This is a genomic window from Nocardia sp. NPDC005366, assembly GCF_040606855.1.
In the GTDB taxonomy this organism is placed as follows: Bacteria; Actinomycetota; Actinomycetes; order Mycobacteriales; family Mycobacteriaceae; genus Nocardia.
Map to the genome: position 1 here is coordinate 84,471 of NZ_JBEXFQ010000005.1, position 21,525 is coordinate 105,995.

General features: G+C 67.3%; 21 protein-coding genes. 10 read left to right on the forward strand and 11 right to left on the reverse strand.

All coding sequences use genetic code 11. The features are described 5' to 3' along the window. The first annotated feature begins 384 nt into the window (after positions 1-384). Positions 385-1,509, forward strand: a complete 1,125-nt coding sequence (locus ABZS43_RS07855) for a serine/threonine-protein kinase (RefSeq protein WP_355035057.1) — start codon at positions 385-387, stop codon at positions 1,507-1,509. 6 nt (positions 1,510-1,515) lie between these two features. Here the strand turns inward: ABZS43_RS07855 and ABZS43_RS07860 are convergent, their stop codons facing one another. The 3 genes from ABZS43_RS07860 to ABZS43_RS07870 all read right to left on the reverse strand — a co-directional run bounded on the left by ABZS43_RS07860 (position 1,516) and on the right by ABZS43_RS07870 (position 4,394). Then, entirely contained in the window at positions 1,516-2,151 is a 636-nt protein-coding gene (locus ABZS43_RS07860; protein WP_355035224.1) for a response regulator transcription factor, read from the reverse strand. A 178-nt stretch (positions 2,152-2,329) separates the two neighbouring features. Beyond that, positions 2,330-3,730 (reverse strand): PspC domain-containing protein, encoded by a 1,401-nt coding sequence (locus ABZS43_RS07865; protein WP_355035058.1) that lies wholly within the window; start codon positions 3,728-3,730, stop codon positions 2,330-2,332. Between the two features lie 346 nt (positions 3,731-4,076). Next, the gene (locus ABZS43_RS07870; RefSeq protein ID WP_355035059.1) at positions 4,077-4,394 is read right to left on the reverse strand and encodes a hypothetical protein; all 318 of its coding nucleotides are present in this window, start codon (positions 4,392-4,394) and stop codon (positions 4,077-4,079) included. 251 nt (positions 4,395-4,645) lie between these two features. Between ABZS43_RS07870 and ABZS43_RS07875 the strand changes: the two genes are divergently transcribed. From ABZS43_RS07875 to ABZS43_RS07890, 4 genes are all read left to right on the forward strand, one after another. Continuing rightward, positions 4,646-5,299, forward strand: coding sequence for an MspA family porin (locus ABZS43_RS07875; protein ID WP_355035060.1), 654 nt, complete (start codon positions 4,646-4,648; stop codon positions 5,297-5,299). Between the two features lie 177 nt (positions 5,300-5,476). Then, positions 5,477-7,078: a PspC domain-containing protein gene (locus tag ABZS43_RS07880; protein ID WP_355035061.1), complete on the forward strand. Its 1,602-nt coding sequence runs from the start codon at positions 5,477-5,479 to the stop codon at positions 7,076-7,078. Beyond that, on the forward strand, positions 7,071-7,289 hold the full coding sequence (locus ABZS43_RS07885; RefSeq protein WP_355035062.1) for a hypothetical protein: 219 nt from the start codon (positions 7,071-7,073) through the stop codon (positions 7,287-7,289). The genes ABZS43_RS07880 and ABZS43_RS07885 overlap by 8 nt, the downstream gene beginning before the upstream one ends. A gap of 79 nt (positions 7,290-7,368) precedes the next feature. Beyond that, positions 7,369-7,524 (forward strand): hypothetical protein, encoded by a 156-nt coding sequence (locus tag ABZS43_RS07890; protein WP_355035063.1) that lies wholly within the window; start codon positions 7,369-7,371, stop codon positions 7,522-7,524. Positions 7,525-7,605: 81 nt separating this feature from the next. Here the strand turns inward: ABZS43_RS07890 and guaA are convergent, their stop codons facing one another. Next, a complete protein-coding gene (gene guaA, locus ABZS43_RS07895) occupies positions 7,606-9,177 on the reverse strand; it encodes a glutamine-hydrolyzing GMP synthase (protein ID WP_355035064.1) in 1,572 nt (523 codons plus the stop codon). A 129-nt stretch (positions 9,178-9,306) separates the two neighbouring features. Between guaA and ABZS43_RS07900 the strand changes: the two genes are divergently transcribed. Further along, on the forward strand, positions 9,307-10,113 hold the full coding sequence (locus ABZS43_RS07900; RefSeq protein WP_355035065.1) for an alpha/beta fold hydrolase: 807 nt from the start codon (positions 9,307-9,309) through the stop codon (positions 10,111-10,113). Positions 10,114-10,182: 69 nt separating this feature from the next. On the opposite strand, the gene ABZS43_RS07905 is transcribed toward ABZS43_RS07900, so the two are convergent. Both ABZS43_RS07905 and guaB read right to left on the reverse strand, forming a co-directional pair. Next, the gene (locus ABZS43_RS07905; protein ID WP_355035066.1) at positions 10,183-11,346 is read right to left on the reverse strand and encodes a GuaB3 family IMP dehydrogenase-related protein; all 1,164 of its coding nucleotides are present in this window, start codon (positions 11,344-11,346) and stop codon (positions 10,183-10,185) included. Between the two features lie 254 nt (positions 11,347-11,600). After that, positions 11,601-13,145, reverse strand: a complete 1,545-nt coding sequence (guaB, locus tag ABZS43_RS07910; protein ID WP_355035067.1) for an IMP dehydrogenase — start codon at positions 13,143-13,145, stop codon at positions 11,601-11,603. A gap of 260 nt (positions 13,146-13,405) precedes the next feature. On the opposite strand from guaB, the gene ABZS43_RS07915 reads away from it, so the two are divergent. Continuing rightward, positions 13,406-13,816, forward strand: a complete 411-nt coding sequence (locus tag ABZS43_RS07915; protein WP_040704598.1) for a DUF5319 domain-containing protein — start codon at positions 13,406-13,408, stop codon at positions 13,814-13,816. A gap of 324 nt (positions 13,817-14,140) precedes the next feature. Here ABZS43_RS07915 and ABZS43_RS07920 read toward each other — a convergent pair whose 3' ends face one another. The 3 genes from ABZS43_RS07920 to ABZS43_RS07930 form a co-directional block, all read right to left on the reverse strand. After that, on the reverse strand, positions 14,141-15,250 hold the full coding sequence (locus ABZS43_RS07920; protein ID WP_355035068.1) for an anti-sigma-D factor RsdA: 1,110 nt from the start codon (positions 15,248-15,250) through the stop codon (positions 14,141-14,143). After that, positions 15,243-15,821 (reverse strand): sigma-70 family RNA polymerase sigma factor, encoded by a 579-nt coding sequence (locus ABZS43_RS07925; RefSeq protein ID WP_355035069.1) that lies wholly within the window; start codon positions 15,819-15,821, stop codon positions 15,243-15,245. The genes ABZS43_RS07920 and ABZS43_RS07925 overlap by 8 nt, the downstream gene beginning before the upstream one ends. Positions 15,822-15,966: 145 nt before the next feature. After that, positions 15,967-16,899, reverse strand: a complete 933-nt coding sequence (locus ABZS43_RS07930; protein ID WP_355035070.1) for a hypothetical protein — start codon at positions 16,897-16,899, stop codon at positions 15,967-15,969. 627 nt (positions 16,900-17,526) lie between these two features. Here ABZS43_RS07930 and ABZS43_RS07935 point away from each other — a divergent pair. From ABZS43_RS07935 to ABZS43_RS07945, 3 genes are all read left to right on the forward strand, one after another. After that, positions 17,527-17,820, forward strand: coding sequence for a WhiB family transcriptional regulator (locus tag ABZS43_RS07935; RefSeq protein ID WP_040704593.1), 294 nt, complete (start codon positions 17,527-17,529; stop codon positions 17,818-17,820). A gap of 473 nt (positions 17,821-18,293) precedes the next feature. Further along, positions 18,294-18,869 (forward strand): sigma-70 family RNA polymerase sigma factor, encoded by a 576-nt coding sequence (locus ABZS43_RS07940; RefSeq protein WP_355035071.1) that lies wholly within the window; start codon positions 18,294-18,296, stop codon positions 18,867-18,869. Between the two features lies 1 nt (position 18,870). Further along, the gene (locus ABZS43_RS07945; protein WP_355035072.1) at positions 18,871-19,122 is read left to right on the forward strand and encodes a hypothetical protein; all 252 of its coding nucleotides are present in this window, start codon (positions 18,871-18,873) and stop codon (positions 19,120-19,122) included. Positions 19,123-19,398: 276 nt separating this feature from the next. Here ABZS43_RS07945 and groL read toward each other — a convergent pair whose 3' ends face one another. Both groL and groES read right to left on the reverse strand, forming a co-directional pair. Further along, positions 19,399-21,009: a chaperonin GroEL gene (gene groL, locus ABZS43_RS07950; RefSeq protein ID WP_355035073.1), complete on the reverse strand. Its 1,611-nt coding sequence runs from the start codon at positions 21,007-21,009 to the stop codon at positions 19,399-19,401. A gap of 110 nt (positions 21,010-21,119) precedes the next feature. After that, complete coding sequence (gene groES, locus ABZS43_RS07955; RefSeq protein WP_040704586.1) at positions 21,120-21,422, reverse strand: co-chaperone GroES; 303 nt, start codon at positions 21,420-21,422, stop codon at positions 21,120-21,122. Between the last annotated feature and the right edge of the window lie 103 nt (positions 21,423-21,525).

Genomic DNA, 21,525 nt, shown 5'->3' on the forward strand with positions numbered 1-21,525 from the left:
CACGATGGACCCCGAGGCGAAGCGAGCGGGCCGACTCCCTTTCTCGGCCGAGAAAGAGCAGCCAGCACCGATACAGCTATCGATCGCTATCGAATATACGTTCGATAGATCTCAAGTAGAAACCCGACCCCGTGTTCCGTCAAGAGCGCCGTGCCAGCACCGTTTCACCCCGTCCCCGCGGACCATCTCCGGCCCCAGCCGCCCCAGAAGTATCCGGATATTTGCCAGCGCGCACCCACCCGGCGGCGGGCGAGGAACGATCACACGGGTAGGGTCGCCACTACTGCGGGAGCGGCCTCGGCGAGCACGGCAGCCCGGTCGAGATCGGAGTCACCGTCGGCTCGAATCAGGTCGCCTAGCACAAGATTCGGATACCCTGCACCCATGATCGATCGCCCCCGTCCCATCGTCGGCCCCCAATACCTGGTCGCCGGTCGTTACCGCCTCCAGTCGAAACTCGGCGGCGGCGGTATGGGAGCGGTGTGGCTGGCACACGACCGTCTGCTCGATCGCGATGTCGCCATCAAACAGGTGCTCACCACCGCGGGATTGCCCGAAGAAGAAGCGGAGAAGATCCGCAGCCAGATCCTGCACGAGGGGCGAGTCGCGGCGAAACTGTCGCACGATCACGCCATCGCCGTCTATGACGTGGCGCTGGAGGCCGGTGAGCCCTGGCTGGTCATGGAACACCTACCCTCGCGCAGCGTGGCCGCGGCGCTCGGCATAGCGGGAACCCTGCCCGTGGTCGAGGTCGCGCAGATCGGGGCGCAGGTCGCCGACGCCTTGGCCGCCGCGCATTCGGTCGGCATCGTGCACCGTGACATCAAACCGGGCAATATCCTCGTCGCCGATCGCGGGCCCGCTGCCGGCCTGGCCAAACTCAGCGATTTCGGCATCTCGCGCGGCGCGGGTGATCTCACCGAGGAACCCGACGGCATCATCACCGGAACCCCCGCGTATCTGCCGCCCGAGGTGGCGCGCGGCGCACGGCCGACCGAGGCCAGCGACGTATTCTCCCTCGGCGCGACGCTGTACACCGCGATCGAGGGGCAGCCGCCGTTCGGCCTCGACGAAGACAGCGACGTGTTGGTCGAACGCGCCGCCATGGCCCAGATCATTCCCCCGACCCGCAGCGGCGTTCTCACCAACGTCCTGCTGCACATGCTGGAACCCGCCCCGCAGCGCAGGCCGACGATGGCCGAGGCCAGGGACGAAATCCTCACCGCCGCCTTCGGTCCCGGCACCGGCTCCTATATTCTCGGCGCCCCGATCCGCACCGAGGACGGCACCATCCCGTCCTGGGCCGCCCGCAGTTCCGCCTCCGGCCTGCGCAGTCCGCATGCCGCGCCGCTGCCGCGCCCGCAGCACACCGCACCCGTCAGAACCGCCGCCGCCCCCGTATCGCAGCGCCCGCAGGGAAATCCGCCCAGTAACGCACCGCTCGCCATCGCCGTCGGTCTGCTGATCGGGCTGATCATCCTCATCGCGATCCTCGTCGCGGTGATGTAGTTCCGCTCAGTCGATCCGGCGACGATGCGCCCACCGGGTCAGGGCATTGCGATTGGACTGCTGGGTTTTGCGCAACACATTGGAGGCGTGGGTCTCCACGGTTTTCACCGAGATGAACAGGTTCTCGGCGATTTCGCGATAGGTGTAGCCACGGGCGAGCAGACGGAGCACCTCGAGTTCGCGCGGCGTCAACGAGTCCAGTTCGGGGTCGAGCGGCGGCTCCGGCACCGGTGACCTGCCCGTGAACGAGTCGAGGACGAATCCGGCCAGGCGCGGACTGAATACCGCGTCGCCGCCCGCGACCCGCCGAATACCATCGGCCAGTTCGGATCCCGAGATCGTCTTGGTGACGTAGCCGCGCGCGCCCGCGCGGATCACCGCGATCACGTCCTCCGCGGCATCGGACACGCTCAGCGCCAGACAGACCGGGCCGTCCTCGATTCCCGCCAGCACCGCGACACCCCCGCCGTCCGGCATATGCACATCGAGCAGCACCACATCCGGGCCTGCGGTCTTGATTCCGGCGATCGCCTCGGCCACCCCACCCGCCTCGCCGACCACTTCCATATCGGGTTCACGACTCAACTCCGCCCGCACACCCGACCTGAATACGGCGTGATCATCGACGAGAAAAACCCGCACGCTCACCTGCTCCGCTCCTCCGCCGCTCCGCACCCGCCGCCGGTCGAGAAGAACCCGGCGGCACCGTCGCGGATCGGTGGTCGCATGCCGGGCCGAATTCTGGGCGCACCCGGCGAGTCACCGATATCAGCGCGACATCGGTTGCCCGGATGCCACCCTAACCGCGGCGGCGACTTTGTCACTTCTCCCGTCCGGTCGGTTGCGGAATCCGCGCCGTGACAGCGCCGTCGGAGCCCGCACCGCCGTCGTCGCGACCGGAATCGGTGCGGGGCATGATGATCCGGACCTCGGTGCCGCGGCCGGGGGTGGACAGGATCTCGACCTGCCCGCCGCGGCGCTCGACCCGGCCGCGAATGGATTTCGCCAGACCCTGGCGGTCCTGCGGAACGGCGTCGAGGTCGAAACCCGCGCCGCGATCGCGCACGAAGACGCTCACCTGATGCGGCTCCGCCTCGGCGAACAGATCGATGGCCGGGACGCCCGCGTGTTTGGCGGCATTCACCAGCGCCTCCCGGCTCGCGCCGAGCAGTGCGGTGAAATGTTCCTTCGGCAGGCCGTTTCCGGTGTCACCGATATCCATCGACACATCGCCGACGGTCACCGTGGTGACCTGCACGCCGTGCTGATCTTCCACCTCACCCGCGATGGTGCGCAGCGCCGCGGCCAGACTCGACTGGGGCGGGGCCGAGTCCTCGAACAACCATCGGCGCAACTCACGTTCCTGACTGCGGGCCAGCCTGGTCACTTCCTGGGGATCGTCGGCCTGACGCTGGATCAGGGCCAGCGTCTGCAACACCGAATCGTGCAGGTGGGACGCGATCTCCTCGCGTTCCTCATTGCGTATGCGGGCGGCGCGTTCGGCGTTCAACGCCCGCATCATGCGCAACCACAGCGGCACCGTCAGCAGACCTGCGCCGATCAGCGTGACCGCGACCGCGATCAACGCCGACCCGAGTGAACTCAGATCGATACGGGCCAGCACCACAACGCCGAGTCCGAAGACGACCATGGTGGCGCCCGCGACGATGCGTGCCCATGTCACCACCGAGGGGCGCGCGGGCAGGCCGAGCAGCGAACGCGGGCCGTCGGTGTCGTATTCACGCCACACCAGCGCCGCGCCGACCGTCACCACAACGATCGGGACGATGATCTTCGCCGCGACCGTCCCGTTCATCAGCCACGACACCACGATCGACAGCCCGAGTCCGAGCAGGGCCAGACCGACCGCCTGCCTGCGTTCGGTAGCCGACGGCTTCACCGTATCCGCGCCGCCCGGGGTGAAGACCCACAGCAGTCCATAAGCCGCGATGCCCGCCCCGGCCAGCGCGGACAGCAGCACGAACGCCATCCGCACCTTGAAGACGTCGAGCCCGAGATGGTCGGCGAGACCGCCCGCCACCCCGCCGACGATGCGGCCACCCGAGCGCCTGACCAGCCGCACCTGCGGTTGCGGCCCGAGATCCAGCACCGGCGAGGGGGTGACCCCGCGTACCGGCGCGAACCCGTACCCACCGGCCGGATCGGGTGGATACCCTACCTGTCTGCCGGCAGCGTCGGACGCTGGTTCAGTCGGGTACATATTTCGATACTGGCACGGCACGCCGACAGCGGGCATCAGGAATCACCCTGATGTCCGCATCGGTGTGACGACAGGTTGTAGTTGTCACTTGCAGGTTGTATCTGTCACCTGGTGCGTGGTCGGCGTCCGAGTGGTGGGGTGGGCTTGGGCGGGCCGGCCTCGCCGACGCCAACCAACGGCAACCCCGGCAATGCCCGAACCGGCGCGGTTATCTCACCCGAACGGTGATAGCAGGTCGCCGTCCACCTGCCCGGCCGATCACCATCAAGGCAAGGCGATCGATCATCGTGGTCGTGGGCGTTGAACGCCGCGTACATACTCCGAGCCACCGCCCGCACGTCGTCGGTCACGAGTTCTCCAGTTCGGTTGTATTCGCGCGGATGCGCTCCAGCACATCGAGCACGATCTGTCGTTGTCGCGCGGTGACGCCGTCGAGCAACCGTTGCTGGTATTGCTCGTGAGCTCGCTCGAGGTCGGCAGCTGTCTGCTCGCCGATGGGTGTCAGCGCGGCAAGGTTATAGCGGTTGTCGGTCGGGTCGAGGCGACGGCCGAGCAGTCCCTGGGTTTCCCATGCTTCTCGATTCCCGATCGGTCGCTCACCCGTCCGCTCGCGGACCGTTGGCGTTCCCTCCCGCCACCACACCGGCATTTCCGTTGCCGACACCGTCCGGTCCGGACAGAAAAGTGCCGACCACCAGCGAACTCAGGGAGAACTCAGACAGGCCGGATATATCTGATGCCGAGAACACGGATGTGCGCGAGCCGCCGGACCGGAAACTCGAACTTCGGCTTCTGCCAGTGGGTTTCCGCTCCGAATCAGCAGTGGGGGGCGGTCGCGGCGTGCCGCCGCACACACGTTTCTCACGGGCCGACTCACCGACCGAGCTGGTCCCGTTGGAACACAGGGGAGGAATTTTGTCGTACAAATCCGCACGCATCGTCGTTGCCGCCCTGGCATCGATCCTCGGAGTCTTCGACATCGGGGCGGGGCCCGCCAGTGCTTACGTATTCGCGGCGCACGAGAACCACTACGCCACGCCGACCGGTTTCCAGTTCACCGTCGGCCACACCGATCTCGTGGCCAATCCGGTGGCTCCGCAGAACGGACTGCCGACCACAAGGGAAGTGTTCCTGGACAACACCTCCTACGGATACGTCGACGCTCCGGGTACCGGAACACTGAAAACCGGGTACCTCGTCAGCTGCGCGGTCGGCATCGACCTGACCTTCGGGACACACGTCGGCGCCGGCTTCGACGCGGGTGTCACACTGGGCGTCGGCGCCAGCCCCGACGCACTGGTTCCCGGCCTCAACGCAGACATCGGCCCGGCGATCCACGCGTCGATGGATCTCGACCTGGACATCACCCCCGGCGTCATCAAACAGATCGAGGTCGGCACGAAAACCCTCTCCGGTGGCGCCAAGGGCTACGTGATGAGCCGAGACTTCCACCTGTTGGCCGAAGGCTGCGGCGGACCGCTGACCATCCGGCCCTATACCCGGATCGAGGTCGATTCCCCCGAGACATCGGCCAACGGGGCGGTCTACGGAGACGTCATCGTCCTGTAGACACCGAATTCGCCCGTGGCGGTGCGGATCAGCCCGCACCGCCACAGCACCCGTCTCCGACTCGGCGATCGGCGCGGATCGAAGCGTGCGGCCCGGAGACACGTATGCGCGGCATCAGGTGAACTCTCAGGGTTACCCCCGATGCGCCGTAGGCCGGTTTCGGCCCACCATGGAAACATGACGAAAACGAGCTTCGGCGATCAGCTCCAGCAGATGTGGCTCTCGCGGCCCGTCCGGTTGCCGCGGCAGGGGCCGGTCGCGGGTATCGCGGCAGGTTTCGGCAGGCGCTATCACGTCGATCCGGTGCTCGTGCGGGTCGCTTTCGTGGTGTCGGCGCTGTTCGGCGGAGCCGGGATCGTCCTCTATCTGCTGGCGTGGCTGTTACTCAGCCAGGCGGGCGATGAGACCTCGGCGGCGGAATCGCTGTTCGGCAAGGGCCACAGCTCGCAATCGCCGACCAAGACCATCGTGCTGATCGTGGCGCTGGCCATCGCGGTGAGCACCATGGGACCGGTCGGGGTCGGCATGGCCGGTTCCGGAGTCATCAGCCTCGCACTTATGCTGGCGGGCTGGTGGATGCTGTTCATGCGCACCCCCGAGCCGCCACCGGGCACGAGCCAGCTCGACGAATACGGCTTCGACACCGGACTCACCGCCACCGGATATCCCGGCGCGGCCTTCCCTAGCGGCACGACCGGCAGCTTCTACGCTCCGGAAGCCCCGTCGGCCAGCATGTACACGCCGTATACGAAGCTGCCGGAAACGTACACGCCGGACAACGTCGCTGGTAACGACGATCCGCCCGTCGCGGATGCGGGGCAGGCGGTCGCCGATGCGGACAACGCGACCGTCGTACTCGACAAGTCCCCGGCCCCGACCGGTGCGCAACCGGACGCGGGAACCGACGTCATCGCCGCGAACTCCGGCAGCACGTCGACGGGCACCCCTCCCGACGACAGCGCGGCCGGGGAGAGCGATTCGGCGTCTGCGGGGCAGGGCAGCGGCCACACGAACGCGAAGCCGGCAGCGGCGGCAACACCCGCCGCCGAGAACATCCCCCAGCGCGTCCGGACCGTGACACCCGCCCAGCGGGCCATCATCGGCGGCCCGATGCCGCCGTCCTGGGATCCCCTCGGCGTCGCGCCTCTCGCCTGGGATCTGCCCGATCCCACCCCGGCTCGCCCGGTCATGGCCCCGCCACCGAGACGTCCCCGCTCCAGGCTGACCCCGGTGGTGATCGGTCTGGCAATCCTGGCCGCGGCCGGTGCGGGCGCTGCCGCCGCCTCCGGCGTCGAATGGATGACGCCCGCGCGGATCGGGGCGGTGGCGCTGGCGGTGGTCGGCCTCGGACTGGTGTTGGGCGCATTCCTGCGCCGCGGCTACGGACTGCTGGTCGTCACCGCTCCGCTCGCCGGTTTCGTCCTACTCGCCTCGCTCGTCGGTCCGATCGAATTCGACCAGGCCACCCTGGGCGACCACACCTGGGCGCCTGTTTCGATCAGTGACCTGAAACCGGAATACCACCTGTCCATGGGTTCGGGGACGCTCGATCTGCGCGGGTTGAATCTGACCGAGAACCGCACGGTGGATCTGTCCGTGCAGATGGGCGAGGCACGGGTACTCGTTCCGGCGGGAATGACGGTCCATACCGAATGCACCGTCGCCATGGGCGACCAGTCGTGTCCCACCGGCATCACCGGCCCGAAAACCCCTGGCGCGCCGGTGCTCGATCTGAATGTCGATGTCCGAATGGGAGATGTGGTGGTGGAACGTGGCTGAGCAGACCGATAGCGACAGGACGAGCCAGGGCCGCGGCCCCTCCGCGTCGCTACTGATCGTCGGATTACTCGCACTCGCGCTGAGCGTCTGCGCTCTCGCCGGGCCCGCGACCGTCTCGGCGGCGGGAGCCATCTCCTTCGGCTGGATCATCGTGATCGCCGCCATCGTGGTCGGCATCGTCCTGGTGATCTCACCCCGCAAACGCGGTTGACCCGGCAGCCGATTCGCCACATGACGCGATGGCCCGCCCGACCGGACGGGTCATCGTCTTCGACATCGAGGAGAACCCCATGGCCACACCGCATCTCGACCGTCCCGAACGGGACGAGGATCGCCGCCCCGGCTCGCGTCAGCCGATCACGCCCCCACCGGGGCTCGGGTTCGGTGGCCTACTGCTCGGACAGTTGATACTCGGCCAGGCCCGAACAGGTACCACGCCGAAGTAACCCGCTCACGAGCAACGCGCTCGGAATCGTCCGCGACGAACCGTCACGTGGCGGAAATACTCACCCCGCCACCGGTGACGGTCACTCCCACTCGATCGTGCCCGGCGGCTTGCTGGTCACATCGAGCACGACCCGGTTGACCTCGGGCACCTCGTTGGTGATGCGGGTCGAAATACGTTCGAGTACTTCGTACGGCAGCCGCGTCCAGTCCGCGGTCATGGCATCCTCGCTGGACACCGGGCGCAATACGATCGGATGTCCGTAGGTGCGGCCGTCACCCTGCACGCCGACACTGCGGACATCGGCGAGCAGCACCACCGGGCACTGCCAGATCTGACGATCCAGATCGGCGGCGGTCAGTTCCTCGCGCGCGATGGCATCGGCTTGGCGCAGCGTGTCGAGCCGATCGCCCGTCACTTCGCCGACGATGCGGATCGCCAGGCCTGGACCGGGGAAGGGTTGGCGCGCAACGATTTCCTCGGGCAGGCCGAGTTCGCGGCCGACCGCGCGGACCTCGTCCTTGAACAGCAACCGCAGCGGCTCGACGAGTTCGAATTCCAGATCGTCGGGCAATCCGCCGACATTGTGATGCGACTTGATATTCGCGGTGCCGGTGCCGCCGCCGGATTCGACCACATCGGGATACAGGGTGCCCTGCACAAGGAATTCGACCTCGGGGGCATCGCCGCCTGTGCCTTGTTCGGCGACGACCTCGCTCACCGCGTCCTCGAAGGACCGGATGAACTCCCGGCCGATGATCTTGCGCTTCTCCTCCGGGTCGCTGACGCCTTTCAGCTCACCGAGGAATTTCTCCACCGCGTCGACGGTGACCAGCCTGGCCCCGGTCGCGGCGACGAAATCCTGCTGGACCTGTTCACGCTCCCCCGCCCGCAACAGGCCGTGGTCGACGAATACACAGGTCAGGCGATCACCGATGGCGCGCTGCACCAGCGCGGCGGCGACGGCGCTGTCCACGCCGCCGGAAAGCCCGCAGATGGCGTGCCCGTCACCGATCTGCTCGCGCACCGCGGTGATCAGCGATTCGGCGATATTGGCCGGGGTCCAGGCGGCGGGAATACCCGCGATCTCGTGCAGGAAGCGGCTGAGTACCTGCTGACCGTGCGGGGAGTGCAGCACCTCGGGGTGGTACTGCACCCCGGCCAGGCGACGTGCGCGATCCTCGAAGGCGGCGACCGGCGCGCCCGCGGTGGTGCCGGTGACTTCGAACCCCTCCGGCGCGTCGGTGACCGCGTCGCCGTGGCTCATCCACACCGGCTGAATGGTGGGCAGACCGCCGTGCAGGACACCGCCGTCGATATTGAGTTCGGTCCTGCCGTATTCGCGGGTGCCGGTATGGGTGACGGTGCCGCCGAGCGCCTGCGCCATCGCCTGGAATCCGTAGCAGATGCCGAAGACCGGCACGTCGATATCGAACAGCCGCGCGTCGAGCCGCGGCGCGCCTTCGGCGTACACGCTGGCCGGACCACCGGACAGGATCACCGCGAGGGGCCGCTTGTCCGCGATCTCCTCGACCGTCATGGTGTGTGGGATCACCTCGGAGTAGACACGCGATTCGCGAACCCGCCGTGCGATCAGCTGGGCGTATTGGGCGCCGAAGTCGACGACGAGGACCGGTCTCTGGGATTCTGCCACCGCCGTAGTCTAGTGAGCGGGCACGGCGAGCCGATCAACGGGCACGGCGGCGCATTTCCGACACGCTCGGACGAAACTCGGCCGACGTGGCAAATCCCCCCGCGCGCCACCGCGCCCCTGGCTATCCTCATGGTCGTGCCCTTCGCCCGCGCGATAGATGCCGACATCCACTACGAGGACAGCGGCGGGGACGGCCCGGTAGTGCTATTGGCGCACGAATTCTTCATGGACCGTACGATGTTCGCGTCTCAGATGGCAGCGCTGGCACCGGAATTCCGCATCGTCTCCTGGGACGCGCGCGGACATGGCCGCACCAGGGATCAGGGCCTGCCGTTCACCTACTGGACCGCGGCCCGCGACGCGCTCACCGTGCTGGACCACCTCGGCGCCGAGCGCGCCGTATTCGGCGGCACCGCACAGGGCGGCATCACGGCGCTGCGCACCGCGCTGATCGCACCCGAACGAGTTTCGGCGCTGACACTCATCGGCACCGAAGCGCACGGGCCGACTCCGGAACAGTCGACGGCGACCCAGGAATTCCTGGACAAGTGGTATGACGACGAATCCCGCAGGGGTGCGGTCAATCAGTTGGCGCACTGGCTGATCGGCGACGACGACTGGTACCGCGCCATCTGGACCAAACGCTGGCTGGTGCGCGACCGCGGCGGCATCGAAGTCGCCGCGGGCTGTCTGCTCGGCCGCGAGTCGGTGGTCGGCCGCCTGCGCGAAATCACCTGTCCCGCACTGGTGATCCACGCCACCGACAGCGGTATCCCCGACCACCGCGCCAAACGACTCGCGCAGGATCTGATCGCCGCGACCTACGTCGAGATCGCGGGCGCTCGGCTCGCGGTGACCATGACCCACCCGGAACCGGTGAACCACGCCATCAAGCAATTCCTCCGCGGCTACCGCGCGCCGAGCCACGCGCGCTGAGCTCAGCGCTCACGCGCGGACGCTGAGGTTCACGCACCGACGCTGAGGTTCACGCGCGGACGCTGAGGTTCACGCGCGGACGCTGAGACCGACCCGCTGGAATTCCTTCAGGTCCGAGTAGCCGGCCTTGGCCATGGAACGTCGCAGACCGCCGACCAGATTCAGCGAACCGAACGGGTCGTCGGACGGGCCGTACAGGACACGCTCGAGATTCGGCCGCACCGGTTCCCCGATGGACTCGCCACCGAGATCCCACGGGTCGTCGACATGCAGCATCGAACCGCGCGGCACCGAAGGATGCGCGGCGGCCGACGGCCAGTACCAGCCCCGGCCCGGCGCCTCGGCGGCCGAAGCCAGTGGAACACCGAGCATCGCCGCGTCGGCGCCGCATGCGATGGCCTTGGCCAGATGACCGGACGTGGCGATATCACCGTCGGCGATGACGTGCACGTAGCGTCCGCCGGTCTCGTCGAGATAATCGCGACGCGCCGCGGCGGCGTCGGCGATGGCGGTGGCCATCGGCACCCCGATACCGAGTACCTCGCCGGTGGTCGTTGCGCCCGGGTAGGAGCCGTAGCCGACGATGACACCCGCCGCCCCCGTGCGCATCAGATGCAGCGCGGTGCGGTGATCGCTCACGCCGCCCGCGACCACCGGCACATCGAGTTCGGCGATGAAGGTTTTGAGGTTGAGCGGTTCGCCGTCCCCGACATGTTCGGCGGAGATGATGGTGCCGTGCACGACGAGCAGGTCGATACCCGCTTGCACCAGCGACGGCGTCAGCGCGCGCGCGTTCTGCGGACTCACCCGCACCGCGACCGTCACCCCGGCGGCGCGAACCTCCGCGACCGCCGCCGCGAGCAGATCAGCCTGCATCGGCGCGGCGTGCAATTCCTGCAACAGTGCGACCGCGCGCTCGTACCCGCCCTTGCCGACGAGTTCGAGCAGCTGATCGATCTTCGCCTCGACATCGGCGTGCCTGGCCCACAGCCCCTCGCCGTTGATCACGCCGAGTCCGCCGAGACGGCCCAATTCGATGGCGAACCTCGGCGACACCAGGGCGTCGGTGGGGTGGGCGAGGAACGGGATCTCGAACCGGTAGGCGTCGAGCTGCCAGGCCAGCGACACCTGCTTCGACGAGCGGGTCCGCCGCGAGGGGACGATATCGACATCGTCCAGTTCGTAGGTACGCCGGGCGGTTCGGCCCATGCCGATCTCGACCATGTCGCGCACGTGTCCTCCTGTGATTCGGCCGCGCGGGCGCGGCGGGTTCGCGGCCGGCTCGGGGGGACGGGCGCGGCGTGGCTCGGCGGTGGCCGGGCCGGTACGCGTATCCCCTTCGGGCAGGTCACTCATGCACCGACCGGGTAGGGCCGTGCACGACCGCCGACCCGGTGGCCGCTCGGCGAACTCACGGCCCGGTTATCGCGGCCGGGTTGTCGCGATTCGGCGCGCCGGATTCGGCGCGCCTAGTCCTCATCGTTCGATCAGCCGCGACCAGTGTAGTTCGGGGCCTCCACGGTCATCGTGATGTCGTGCGGGTGGCTCTCCTTCAGACCGGCCGCGGTGATCTGCACGAACTGCGCTTCCTGCAGATGCGCGATCGACTGTGAGCCGGTGTAGCCCATCGCCGCCCGCAGGCCGCCGGTGAGCTGGTGTATCACCTGGTTGACGGGGCCGCGGAACGGCACCCTGCCTTCGATGCCCTCGGGAACCAGCTTGTCCTCGGCCAGGACGTCGTCCTGGAAGTAGCGGTCCTTGGAGTAGGACTTGGCCTGCCCGCGGCCCTGCATCGCCCCGAGCGAACCCATGCCGCGGTAGCTCTTGAACTGCTTGCCGCCTACCAGGATCAGCTCACCGGGCGATTCGGCGGTGCCCGCGAGCAGCGAACCGAGCATCACGGTGGACGCGCCCGCGGCGATCGCCTTGGCGATATCACCGGAGAACTGGATGCCGCCGTCGGCGATCACCGGCACACCGTGCGGCTTGCACGCGGCGACAGCCTCGAGTATCGCGGTGATCTGCGGCGCGCCGACACCGGCGACGACGCGAGTGGTGCAGATGGAGCCGGGACCGACGCCCACCTTCACCGCGTCGGCGCCGGCCTCGACCAGGGCGAGCGCGCCCGCCCTGGTGGCGACATTGCCGCCGACGATCTGGATGCGGTCGCCGACCTCTGTCTTGACCTTGGTCACCATCTGCAACACGCCTGCCTGATGTCCGTGCGCTGTGTCGACGATCAACACGTCGACACCGGCGTCGGCCAAGGTCATGGCACGCGACCAGGAATCCTCGCCGACGCCGATCGCGGCGCCGACCAGCAGGCGGCCGTCGCGATCCTTGGTGGCGTTCGGGTACTGATCGGTCTTGACGAAATCCTTGACGGTGATGAGCCCGCGCAGCCGGCCATTACCGTCGACGATGGGCAGCTTCTCCACCTTGTGGCGGCGCAGCAGCCCGAGCGCGGCCTCCGCGGTCACACCCTCCCGAGCGGTGATGAGCGGCGCCTTGGTCATCACGTCGGCGACACGGCGGTTCTGATCGACCTCGAAGCGCATGTCGCGGTTGGTGATAATGCCCACAAGCGCGCCGGTCTCATCGACCACGGGCAGGCCGGAGATACGGAACCGGGCGCACATCGCGTCCACTTCGGCGAGCGTGTCGGAGGGGCGACAGGTCACCGGATCGGTCACCATGCCCGCCTCGGAGCGCTTCACTGTCTCGACCTGGGCGGCCTGATCGGCGGCGGCCAGATTACGGTGCAGCACACCCATACCGCCCGCCCGCGCCATGGAGATGGCCATCCTGGCCTCGGTGACGGTATCCATCGCCGAACTCACCAACGGGGTGCGCAGACGGATCTCCCGGGTGAGCTGACTCGAGGTCTCGACCGAGCTGGGGATGAGATCCGATGCGGCAGGCAGCAGCAACACGTCGTCGAACGTGAGGCCGAGCATGGCGATCTTGTTCGGATCGTCGCCACCCGTATGGGGGCGGACTGCGATTCGTTCGCCCGTTACGGGACTACTCATTCGGATCGACCCCTCCTGGACATCGAAAGCGACAGACGCCGAATGGACCGGCGTCGCGCACAATTTCTGGGATGAACGGTGACGGCGACGACCAGCGTGTCGGGAACCGGGCGGCGCCTGAACCCATGGTATCTGTCCCGCAAACTCTCCAGTGACCGCGCCTCGATGCCAGCGCGCCGACCGCGCGAACCGACACCGCCCGCGAAACTTGCGGGCCGCATCGCTGGCGCAGACCACCCTGTTCTGCGTACCGTGGGTGTGTGCGTGACCATCTACCACCTGGCTTGCCGCCGGATCCATTCGCCGGAGACCCCTCCGACCCGTCCGCCGCGCTCGATGCCATCGAGCCCGGCGAACCGCTGGATCCCCACGAGCGCCTTGCGGTCGAGGAGGATCTCGCCGATCTCGCTGTCTACGAGGCGCTACTCGCGCACCGCGGGATCCGCGGACTCGTAGTGAGTTGCGAGGACTGTAGGCAGGATCACTACCACGATTGGGACATGCTCCGCGCCAACTTGCTTCAACTGTTGGTCGACGGAACGGTCCGACCGCACGAACCCGCTTACGACCCGACCCCGGAAGCGTATGTCACCTGGGATTACTGCCGGGGATACGCGGACGCCTCGATGAACGAGGCATTCCACGGCGACGGATTCGACGGATTCGACTGAATCCCGCACGTCCCGGTCGACGCTGTTCCGGCGGTTGACGTACCGGAACGACTCGCGGACCCGCTTCGGGCGTGTCCGGCGAGTCGTGGGCGCTTCCACTGTCATTTCTCGCACTGTCATTTCTCGCTCGCGACGCACAGCGGCACGAGAAACGACACACGCGCGACTATCGGGTGGGCACACCGTGAAAAACCGATCGCCGGTCCGGCGATCGGTTTTCGGGTCGAGTGACTTTTCCACGGAGCTACCGGAAAAGCCATCCCCGGTATGCGGGGAGCGAGTCGGAATCCGATCCTTCACGATCAGGGGTCCGGATTACGGCAATCAGCTGGTCGGACGACCCGGAAGTGTGAAAGGCAGGGTCGGTATCGTGATGCCCGGATTCGGGGTCAGATTCGAGGGCTGCGTGGGAATTTGCCCACCACCGGTCGGAGCCGCGGTCGACGGCTCCTGGGTGGGCTGCTGAGCCTGAGTCGGCGGCTCCTGCGTGGGTGAGGCCTGGGTGGGCGGCTCCTGCGTCGCCTGGGGCACCGTGGTCACCGACGGCGGCTCCTGCTGAGTCGGCGCGGTGGGCTGCGTCGCTGTCGGCGGCTTCGGCTCCGAGGTTTCGACCGGAACCTGCATGATCGTGTTGTTCGGCGTGGTCTGGCTCGCGGGCTGCTGACCCGACTGTCCCGGAGTCGACGGCGTATTGCTGCCCGGACCCGTGGTCGGCTTCGGCTCGGCCGGTTTCGTTATCGACTCGATCTGCTCGGCCAGCGCGGGCGAATCCTTGCGCAGCGTTTCGAGCAGTTGCGCCCACTGCGTCTGCAACTGAGCGCGTTTCACCGGATCGCTCACCTGATCGACGTTGGCGAGCGCGGCCTCGAGCTGAGCCTTGGCGGAGGACGGATTATGTTGCGCGAGGGCCTGTTCGGCTTGATCCAGCTGGCTGTCGGCGCGATTGACCACGGTGGTCTGCGCCTGTTCGCTGAACACGACTTCCTTGACCCGCCACAGCGGATTACCCGGCTCGGCGTTATACGAGAACGCCGTCAGACCACCGATGACCAAGGCCAACGCGGCCGCGGTACCGAGGATGGGACGAACCAGCCGCAAACGGCCGTTGGCCTGGGCCCCGACCCGCACCTTGCGCGCGCCGATCTCCTGATTCACCGCTGCGGCCACCACGTCCAGATCGGGGGCGCTCGGTAGCGGGGGCACGATGATCTCCGCCCGCCAATCCGCGAGCAGCGCCGCGAGCTGGAACTCCTCCGTGCTGTCGGTCTGCACCGGCCCACCATGAGAGATGGCGTCGATCAGCGCGTCGTCCCAGCGGACCGCGGCGATATCCACCGGTCCGGAGTCACCAGAAGCCCCGGCGTAGGGACCGCTGTTCCGCGATCCACGTCGCGCCTTCCAGTCGCCCCGACCGCGCTCGCCATCCCTAGCCATACATTTCACCTGCCCTCGCCACTTGTGACTTCAGTTTCGCGAGCGCCCTGTGCTGGGCAACCCGTATCGCACCCGCCGTACTGCCCACGGCGACCGCGGTTTCTTCCGCTGACAAACCCATAACCAAACGCAGGATCAGAATCTCTCGGTGCTTCTCGGGAAGCGTCGATAGCAGGCGGTTCATCTGCCTGCTCGTCTCGGATTCGAGAGCTCGTTGTTCCGGCCCTTGGTCGGTGGATATGACATCTGGTACTTCGGCCATCGCCTCCGCCTTGTTACGGGCGGCGTTTCGATGAGCGTCTGCGACCTTGTGCGAAGCGATTCCGTACACGAAGGCCATGAAGGGCCTGCCCTGGTCCTGATACCTGGGCAAGGCGGTCATCACGGCCAGGCATACCTCCTGCGCGACATCGTCGGCGGAGAGCTGTCCGCGCTCCGCTGCCCCGATCCGCGCGCGGCAGTAACGGACTACCAACGGGCGGATCAGCTCTAGTACCTGAGCTAAAGCGGATCTGTCGCCCTGCGCAGCGGCAGTGACGGCGAGGTCCAACTCTTCGCCCATGTTCGTCATCGTCAGAGAGATTCCTGGCGTTACAAGTGGCACCGGCCAGAGGACCCTGTGCTTCCGCGGAGCTGCGGAACGGGTCTAACAATAGCGATACAACACACACTGCTGGGCAACGCGGTGTGTTGTCGCCACAACGTCCCCGGTCGGCTCAGTCGGCGCCGAAGGGCCGAAAGTGACCGCCGCGCCTGGCAATCGCCGCGCCACACGCTGCGGCCTCGTCGGCGGCGCTCGAATCCGAGAGCCCCGTCCGCAGCATCGCGCACGCCCATCCGAGTGGAAGTAATTCGTGTTCGCGACACCGCGCGGCGACCTCGCCGGCGACCTCCGCCGCCGCGACCTCATCACCCCGGGTCATCGCCGCCGCCGCGACGAGCAGCAGCGACTTGACCCGGTGCCGTGTCGATGGACACTGTTCGGCGAGCGCGAGCGCCGCGTCGGCGTGGATGGTCGCGGATTCCGGCCGCCCCGCTGCCAACGCGGTCTCCGCGCTCACCCAATGCCAGCGGATCATCGCCCTCGGGTGCCGCGCGTCGAGCACCTTCTCGACGCGGCGCAGCAATCGGGTGGCCAGTGCCGTTCGGCCGGTGCCGAGCGCGTCGGCGGCCAGGCCCGTCAGCGCATCGCACAGCGCGGCGACCCGATCGGGTCGGGCAGCGAACTCGGCGAGTGTCCACGGCTCGGACAGCTCGAGTGCGCCAGGTTGCTCAGCTGGGACGGCGGACGTGACCACGGCATCGGGATTCGCCCCGCCGAGCAGCGGCCCGTCCGACAACAACGCGACGGCCCGGCCATCGGCCACGGAGGCTCGCGCATGCCAGCCCAGTTGACGCAAGAGCGATCCTTCGGTGCTCGCCGCCAGCGACAGCAGCACCGGATCGGTGGTCAGCGCACGGATGCGGCGCAGCTGCGCGCGTGCCGCGGCGTAGTGGCCCTGACCGCCCATAACCACCGCTCGCAGCCATGATTCGCCCGCGTCGGCGGCGGCCGGCAACTCGGCAGCGGCGATGCCGGGCCGGTCACCGAAGGCCGCCACAGCGAGTACTTCAGATCGGATATCCACGAGCGGAGCTGGTGCGAACACGGCCGCACTCTATCCCCTGGCGGCGCGGGGACCGCACCGGCGCAAAACCGCGCCGCGCGACCGGCAACTACTCAGCACTTCCAGTACGAAGCAAGTGTTTCCATCAGGTAAATCTCGTTCCGGCTTTGGCGGATCCGCATCGACGCGAATTCACATGCGTTTCGCGCAATTAACCTGCGCGCCCCGCTTCCGCCATCTCTCGCGCGGCAACCGGACACAGCCACCGAGGCGGTCGCGACCACCGATACCTCACCGCTACCGCCCCGACAACCGGCGAATTCACTGAAAAATTCGCTTCTACCAGCGGAAACGAGGCCAGGGAGAGGCCAGATGAGGTCCAGCCACCTACTGGCCAGTCGAACAGTATCACCGGAGTCAACGTAAAAAGTAAACAGCGAGTAGGTTAAATCTCGCGGTTGAAGATTTGGGAAACCAGTGCGTCGAACTATTGACGGAATTTCGCGGCTGGACCTAACGTAACTCATCGCCACGGTCGGCGCCGCGCGAAATTGCAGCGACCGAGAAGGGCGAGCCTCGGGCCACCCGCCAACCCGGCCGCGGTCCGAGAAACTTTGCAGAACAAACTGCTCGACAACGCTGACGAGCTCGCATCACGAGGAGTTCACCATGCCCATGCCGACCCACCTCCCCGGACCGAACGCAGATGTCTGGGATTGGCAGATGCGAGGCTCATGCCGCGGGCAGGATTCCGCGGTGTTCTTCCACCCCGACGGCGAGCGTGGACGCGCTCGGACCGCACGGGAGATGCGCGCCAAGGAAATCTGCCGCAGTTGCCCGGTACTCATGCAGTGCCGCAGTCACGCGCTGAAAGTCAGCGAGCCCTACGGCATCTGGGGCGGTATGTCGGAGACCGAACGCGAGATGCACGCCAGGCGCAATCGGCGCCGTATGGCGGTGTAGCGCCCTTTCGCCGAATCCGTCCCATCCGAACCGTGCGGTGCGCCGAATGCCTAGCGAACAACCGGCCACTGAACAACACACGCACGATCACCGGTCGACCCCCTGACGGTCCATTCGCGTCGGGAGTTCACATCCGGCAATCGGCGCGCAGGCTGCCCGACGGTCACCACCGTCAGCCCGCCGCCGTGGCGGTCAGAAGCCGTCAACTGCCGACCCGGCGTTTCGCGCAACGCATCGGCGAGTCATGGCGCGTCATCCGCGAAACGCCGTTGCGTGCCATCTACGTGCACTCGGTGTCCGGCAGTAGCCGAACCGAAGTCGCTGAGCGACGGGCGGTTTGCCTACACCCACCGAAAGGGAGGCGATAGCGGCCCGCTACGGTAGTGACCGATGACACAGAATGGAGCGTTGTGACAACGCGGCAGCCGGCCGCAGAGGGCGACTCGTTCCGAAGAGAAGCCATCCCACCCCGTGTGGATTCTGCGACGTCGGCACGCGCAGCCGAAAGTATCGAGCTCGCCGCCCTTTTGCATCGTTGCGGCCAGTCCGATCAGAAAGCTTTCGCCGAACTGTACGACCGAACGTGTGCGCGCGTATTCGGTCTGGTGCTCCGGGTTCTCCACGATCCCGGGTACGCGGAAGAGACCACGCAAGAGGTCTATCTCCAAATCTGGCGCACCGCGGCCAGCTACGACCCAGCGAAAGGGTCGGCGGTGACATGGCTGATGACCCTGGCCCACCGACGAGCGGTCGATCGGGTGCGCGCCGAACAGGCCCACACCCAACGTGAAGTCGCTTACGGAATAAGGGTGCTCGGCAACGAATTCGACGAAGTCACCGAAGAGGTCGAGCGCAGGCTCGAACAACAGGCCGTCATCGAAGGGCTCGCGACATTGACCGAGACCCAACGAGAAGCCATCTCGCTCGCCTACTACGGCGGGCGAACCTACGCTGAAGTAGCGGCCTATTTGGGCGTGGGATTACCGACCGTTAAGTCCCGAATTCGGGACGGACTGACACGACTGAAGAAAAGTTTGGGGGTGACGTGAGATGAGCGAAGTCCGGATCGATCTCGCGCACGCCGTCGCGCTCGGATCGATCGACGACGAAGACCATCACGCGGTACAAGAATTGCTCGACAGTGAGGACCCCGCCCTACGCGCCGCGTTCCTCGCGGAAGTGCGCCGGACGAAGGACGCGTTGTCCGCACTCGCGGACATAGCGTCGACCCAGCCGCCGGTCGCCCTGCGCGACCGCCTACTCGCGGCCATCACCGACGAACGGCCCCCGGCCGCATCCTGACGCCGCGATCACCCATCGCCGACTACGGCGCTCCCGCACACGGCGTTCACCCCCTCGCCGACCACGGGCCCCTTCCGCGGCTCACCCCTGCGCGATCGCCACTCGCCTGCCGCGGACCACGCCCCGCCACGGCCCTCGCCATCGTGCGCTCGGCGACTCCCGCGCGGGCTGATTCCAGATATCCGCGCTATGAGCGCCCGAGTTCCCCACCGACGACGAAACCCCCGGACCATGGCGGATCCGAGGGCCTCGTCTGTTATGCGATGCGAGCCGAGCTCAGTGGCTGTGGCCGTGATGACCGTGGTCATCGGCCTGTTCGGCCGGCTTCTCCACGATGGCGCTCTCGGTGGTGAGCACCATGCGCGCCACCGACGCCGCGTTCACGACGGCCGAGCGGGTCACCTTGACCGGGTCGACGACACCGTCGGTGAGCAGATCGCCGTAGGTGAGGGTGGCGGCGTTGAAACCTTCCTTACCCTCCGCGACCTTGCTGACCACCACGGCGCCGTCGAGGCCGGCGTTGCTGGCGATCCAGTACAGCGGCGCGCTCAGCGCGGTCCGAACGACCTCGACCCCGATGGCCTGATCGCCCGACAGCGAATCACGCAGCTCGACGAGTTTCGCGGCGGCGTGCACCAGCGCGGTGCCGCCGCCGGGCACGATGCCCTCGTCGACGGCGGCCTTGGCCGCGCTCACCGCGTCCTCGACCCGGTACTTACGCTCCTTGAGCGCGGTCTCGGTGGCCGCGCCGACCTTGATCACCGCGACGCCGCCGGCCAGCTTCGCCAGCCGCTCCTCGAGCTTCTCCCTATCCCAATCGGATTCGGTCGCCTCGATCTCGCGACGCAGCTGCGCGCTGCGGGCCGCGATGTCCTCGGCGGTGCCCGCTCCGTCGATGATCGTGGTCTCGTCCTTGGTGACCACCACGCGCCTGGCCTTGCCGAGCACCTCGAGGCCCGCTTCGCGCAACGTGATCCCCAGATCGGGGTTGATCACGGTGCCCGCGGTGACGACGGCCAGGTCGTCCAGGAACGCCTTGCGGCGGTCGCCGAAGAACGGCGCCTTGACCGCGACGGCCTTGATCGTCTTACGGATCGAGTTGACCACCAGGGTGGACAGCGCTTCGCCCTCGACGTCCTCGGCGATGATCAGCACGGCCTTGGCGGATTCGGCGATCTTCTCGAGCAGCGGCAGCAGGTCAGGCAGCGAACTGACCTTCTCGCGGTGCAGCAGGATGTAGGCATCCTCGAGCACGGCCTGCTGGCTGTCGCCGTCGGTGACGAAGTACGGCGACAGGTAGCCCTTGTCGAACTGCACACCTTCGGTGACGACCAGTTCGGTCTGCAACGTCGAGGATTCCTCGACGGTGACGACGCCGTCCTTGCCGACGGTGGTCAGTGCCTTGCCGACCATCGCGCCGATTTCCGCGTCGCGCGAGGAGACGGTCGCGACCTGCGCGATGGCTTCCTCACCGGAGACCGGCGTCGCCAGCTCCAGCAGGGCCTGGGAGACCACGTCGACCGCCTTCGCGATGCCGACGCCGAGGCTGATCGGATTCGCGCCAGCGGCGACGTTCTTCAGGCCGGCGCGGATCAGCGCCTGCGCCAGCACGGTGGCGGTGGTGGTGCCGTCACCCGCGACGTCGTTGGTCTTGGTGGCGACACTCTTGACGAGCTGCGCGCCCATGTTCTCGAACGGATCCTCGAGCTCGATCTCGCGCGCGATGGTGACACCGTCGTTGGTGACGGTCGGGCCACCGAAGGCCTTCGCGAGCACCACGTGCCTACCGCGCGGGCCGAGAGTTACCTTGACGGCGTCGGCGAGTTTGTCGACACCGCGTTCCAGAGCCCGGCGAGCCTTCTCGTCGAACTCGATCTGCTTTGGCATATGTCCTTTTCCTTGGATAGGCCTCGAACGACACTGCCCCGGCCCCGCTGTAGGGGAACCGGGGCAGTGTCGTTACGACTCGATCCCGGCCGGACGGCCGGGGAACGCGGTCACTTGCTGACGACAGCCAGCACGTCGCGCGCGGAGAGGATCAGGTATTCCTCGCCCTGGTACTTGATCTCGGTGCCGCCGTACTTGCTGTAGATGACGGTGTCGCCCTCTTGGACGTCCAGCGGAATACGCTTCTCGCCTTCGTCGTCCCAGCGACCGGGTCCGACGGCGACGACGGTGCCTTCCTGCGGCTTCTCCTTCGCCGTGTCCGGAATGACCAGGCCGGAGGCAGTCGTCGTCTCGGCCTCGTTGGCCTGGACGAGGATCTTGTCCTCGAGCGGCTTGATGTTCACGCTCGCCACGTTGAGCCCTCCACTTTCAGGGGATATACGGTCGTCCGAAACCTGTTGTCCCGGACCATCGGTGTCGTGTTGTCTCGAGCGGCCCGCAGGCATTCGCCTACGA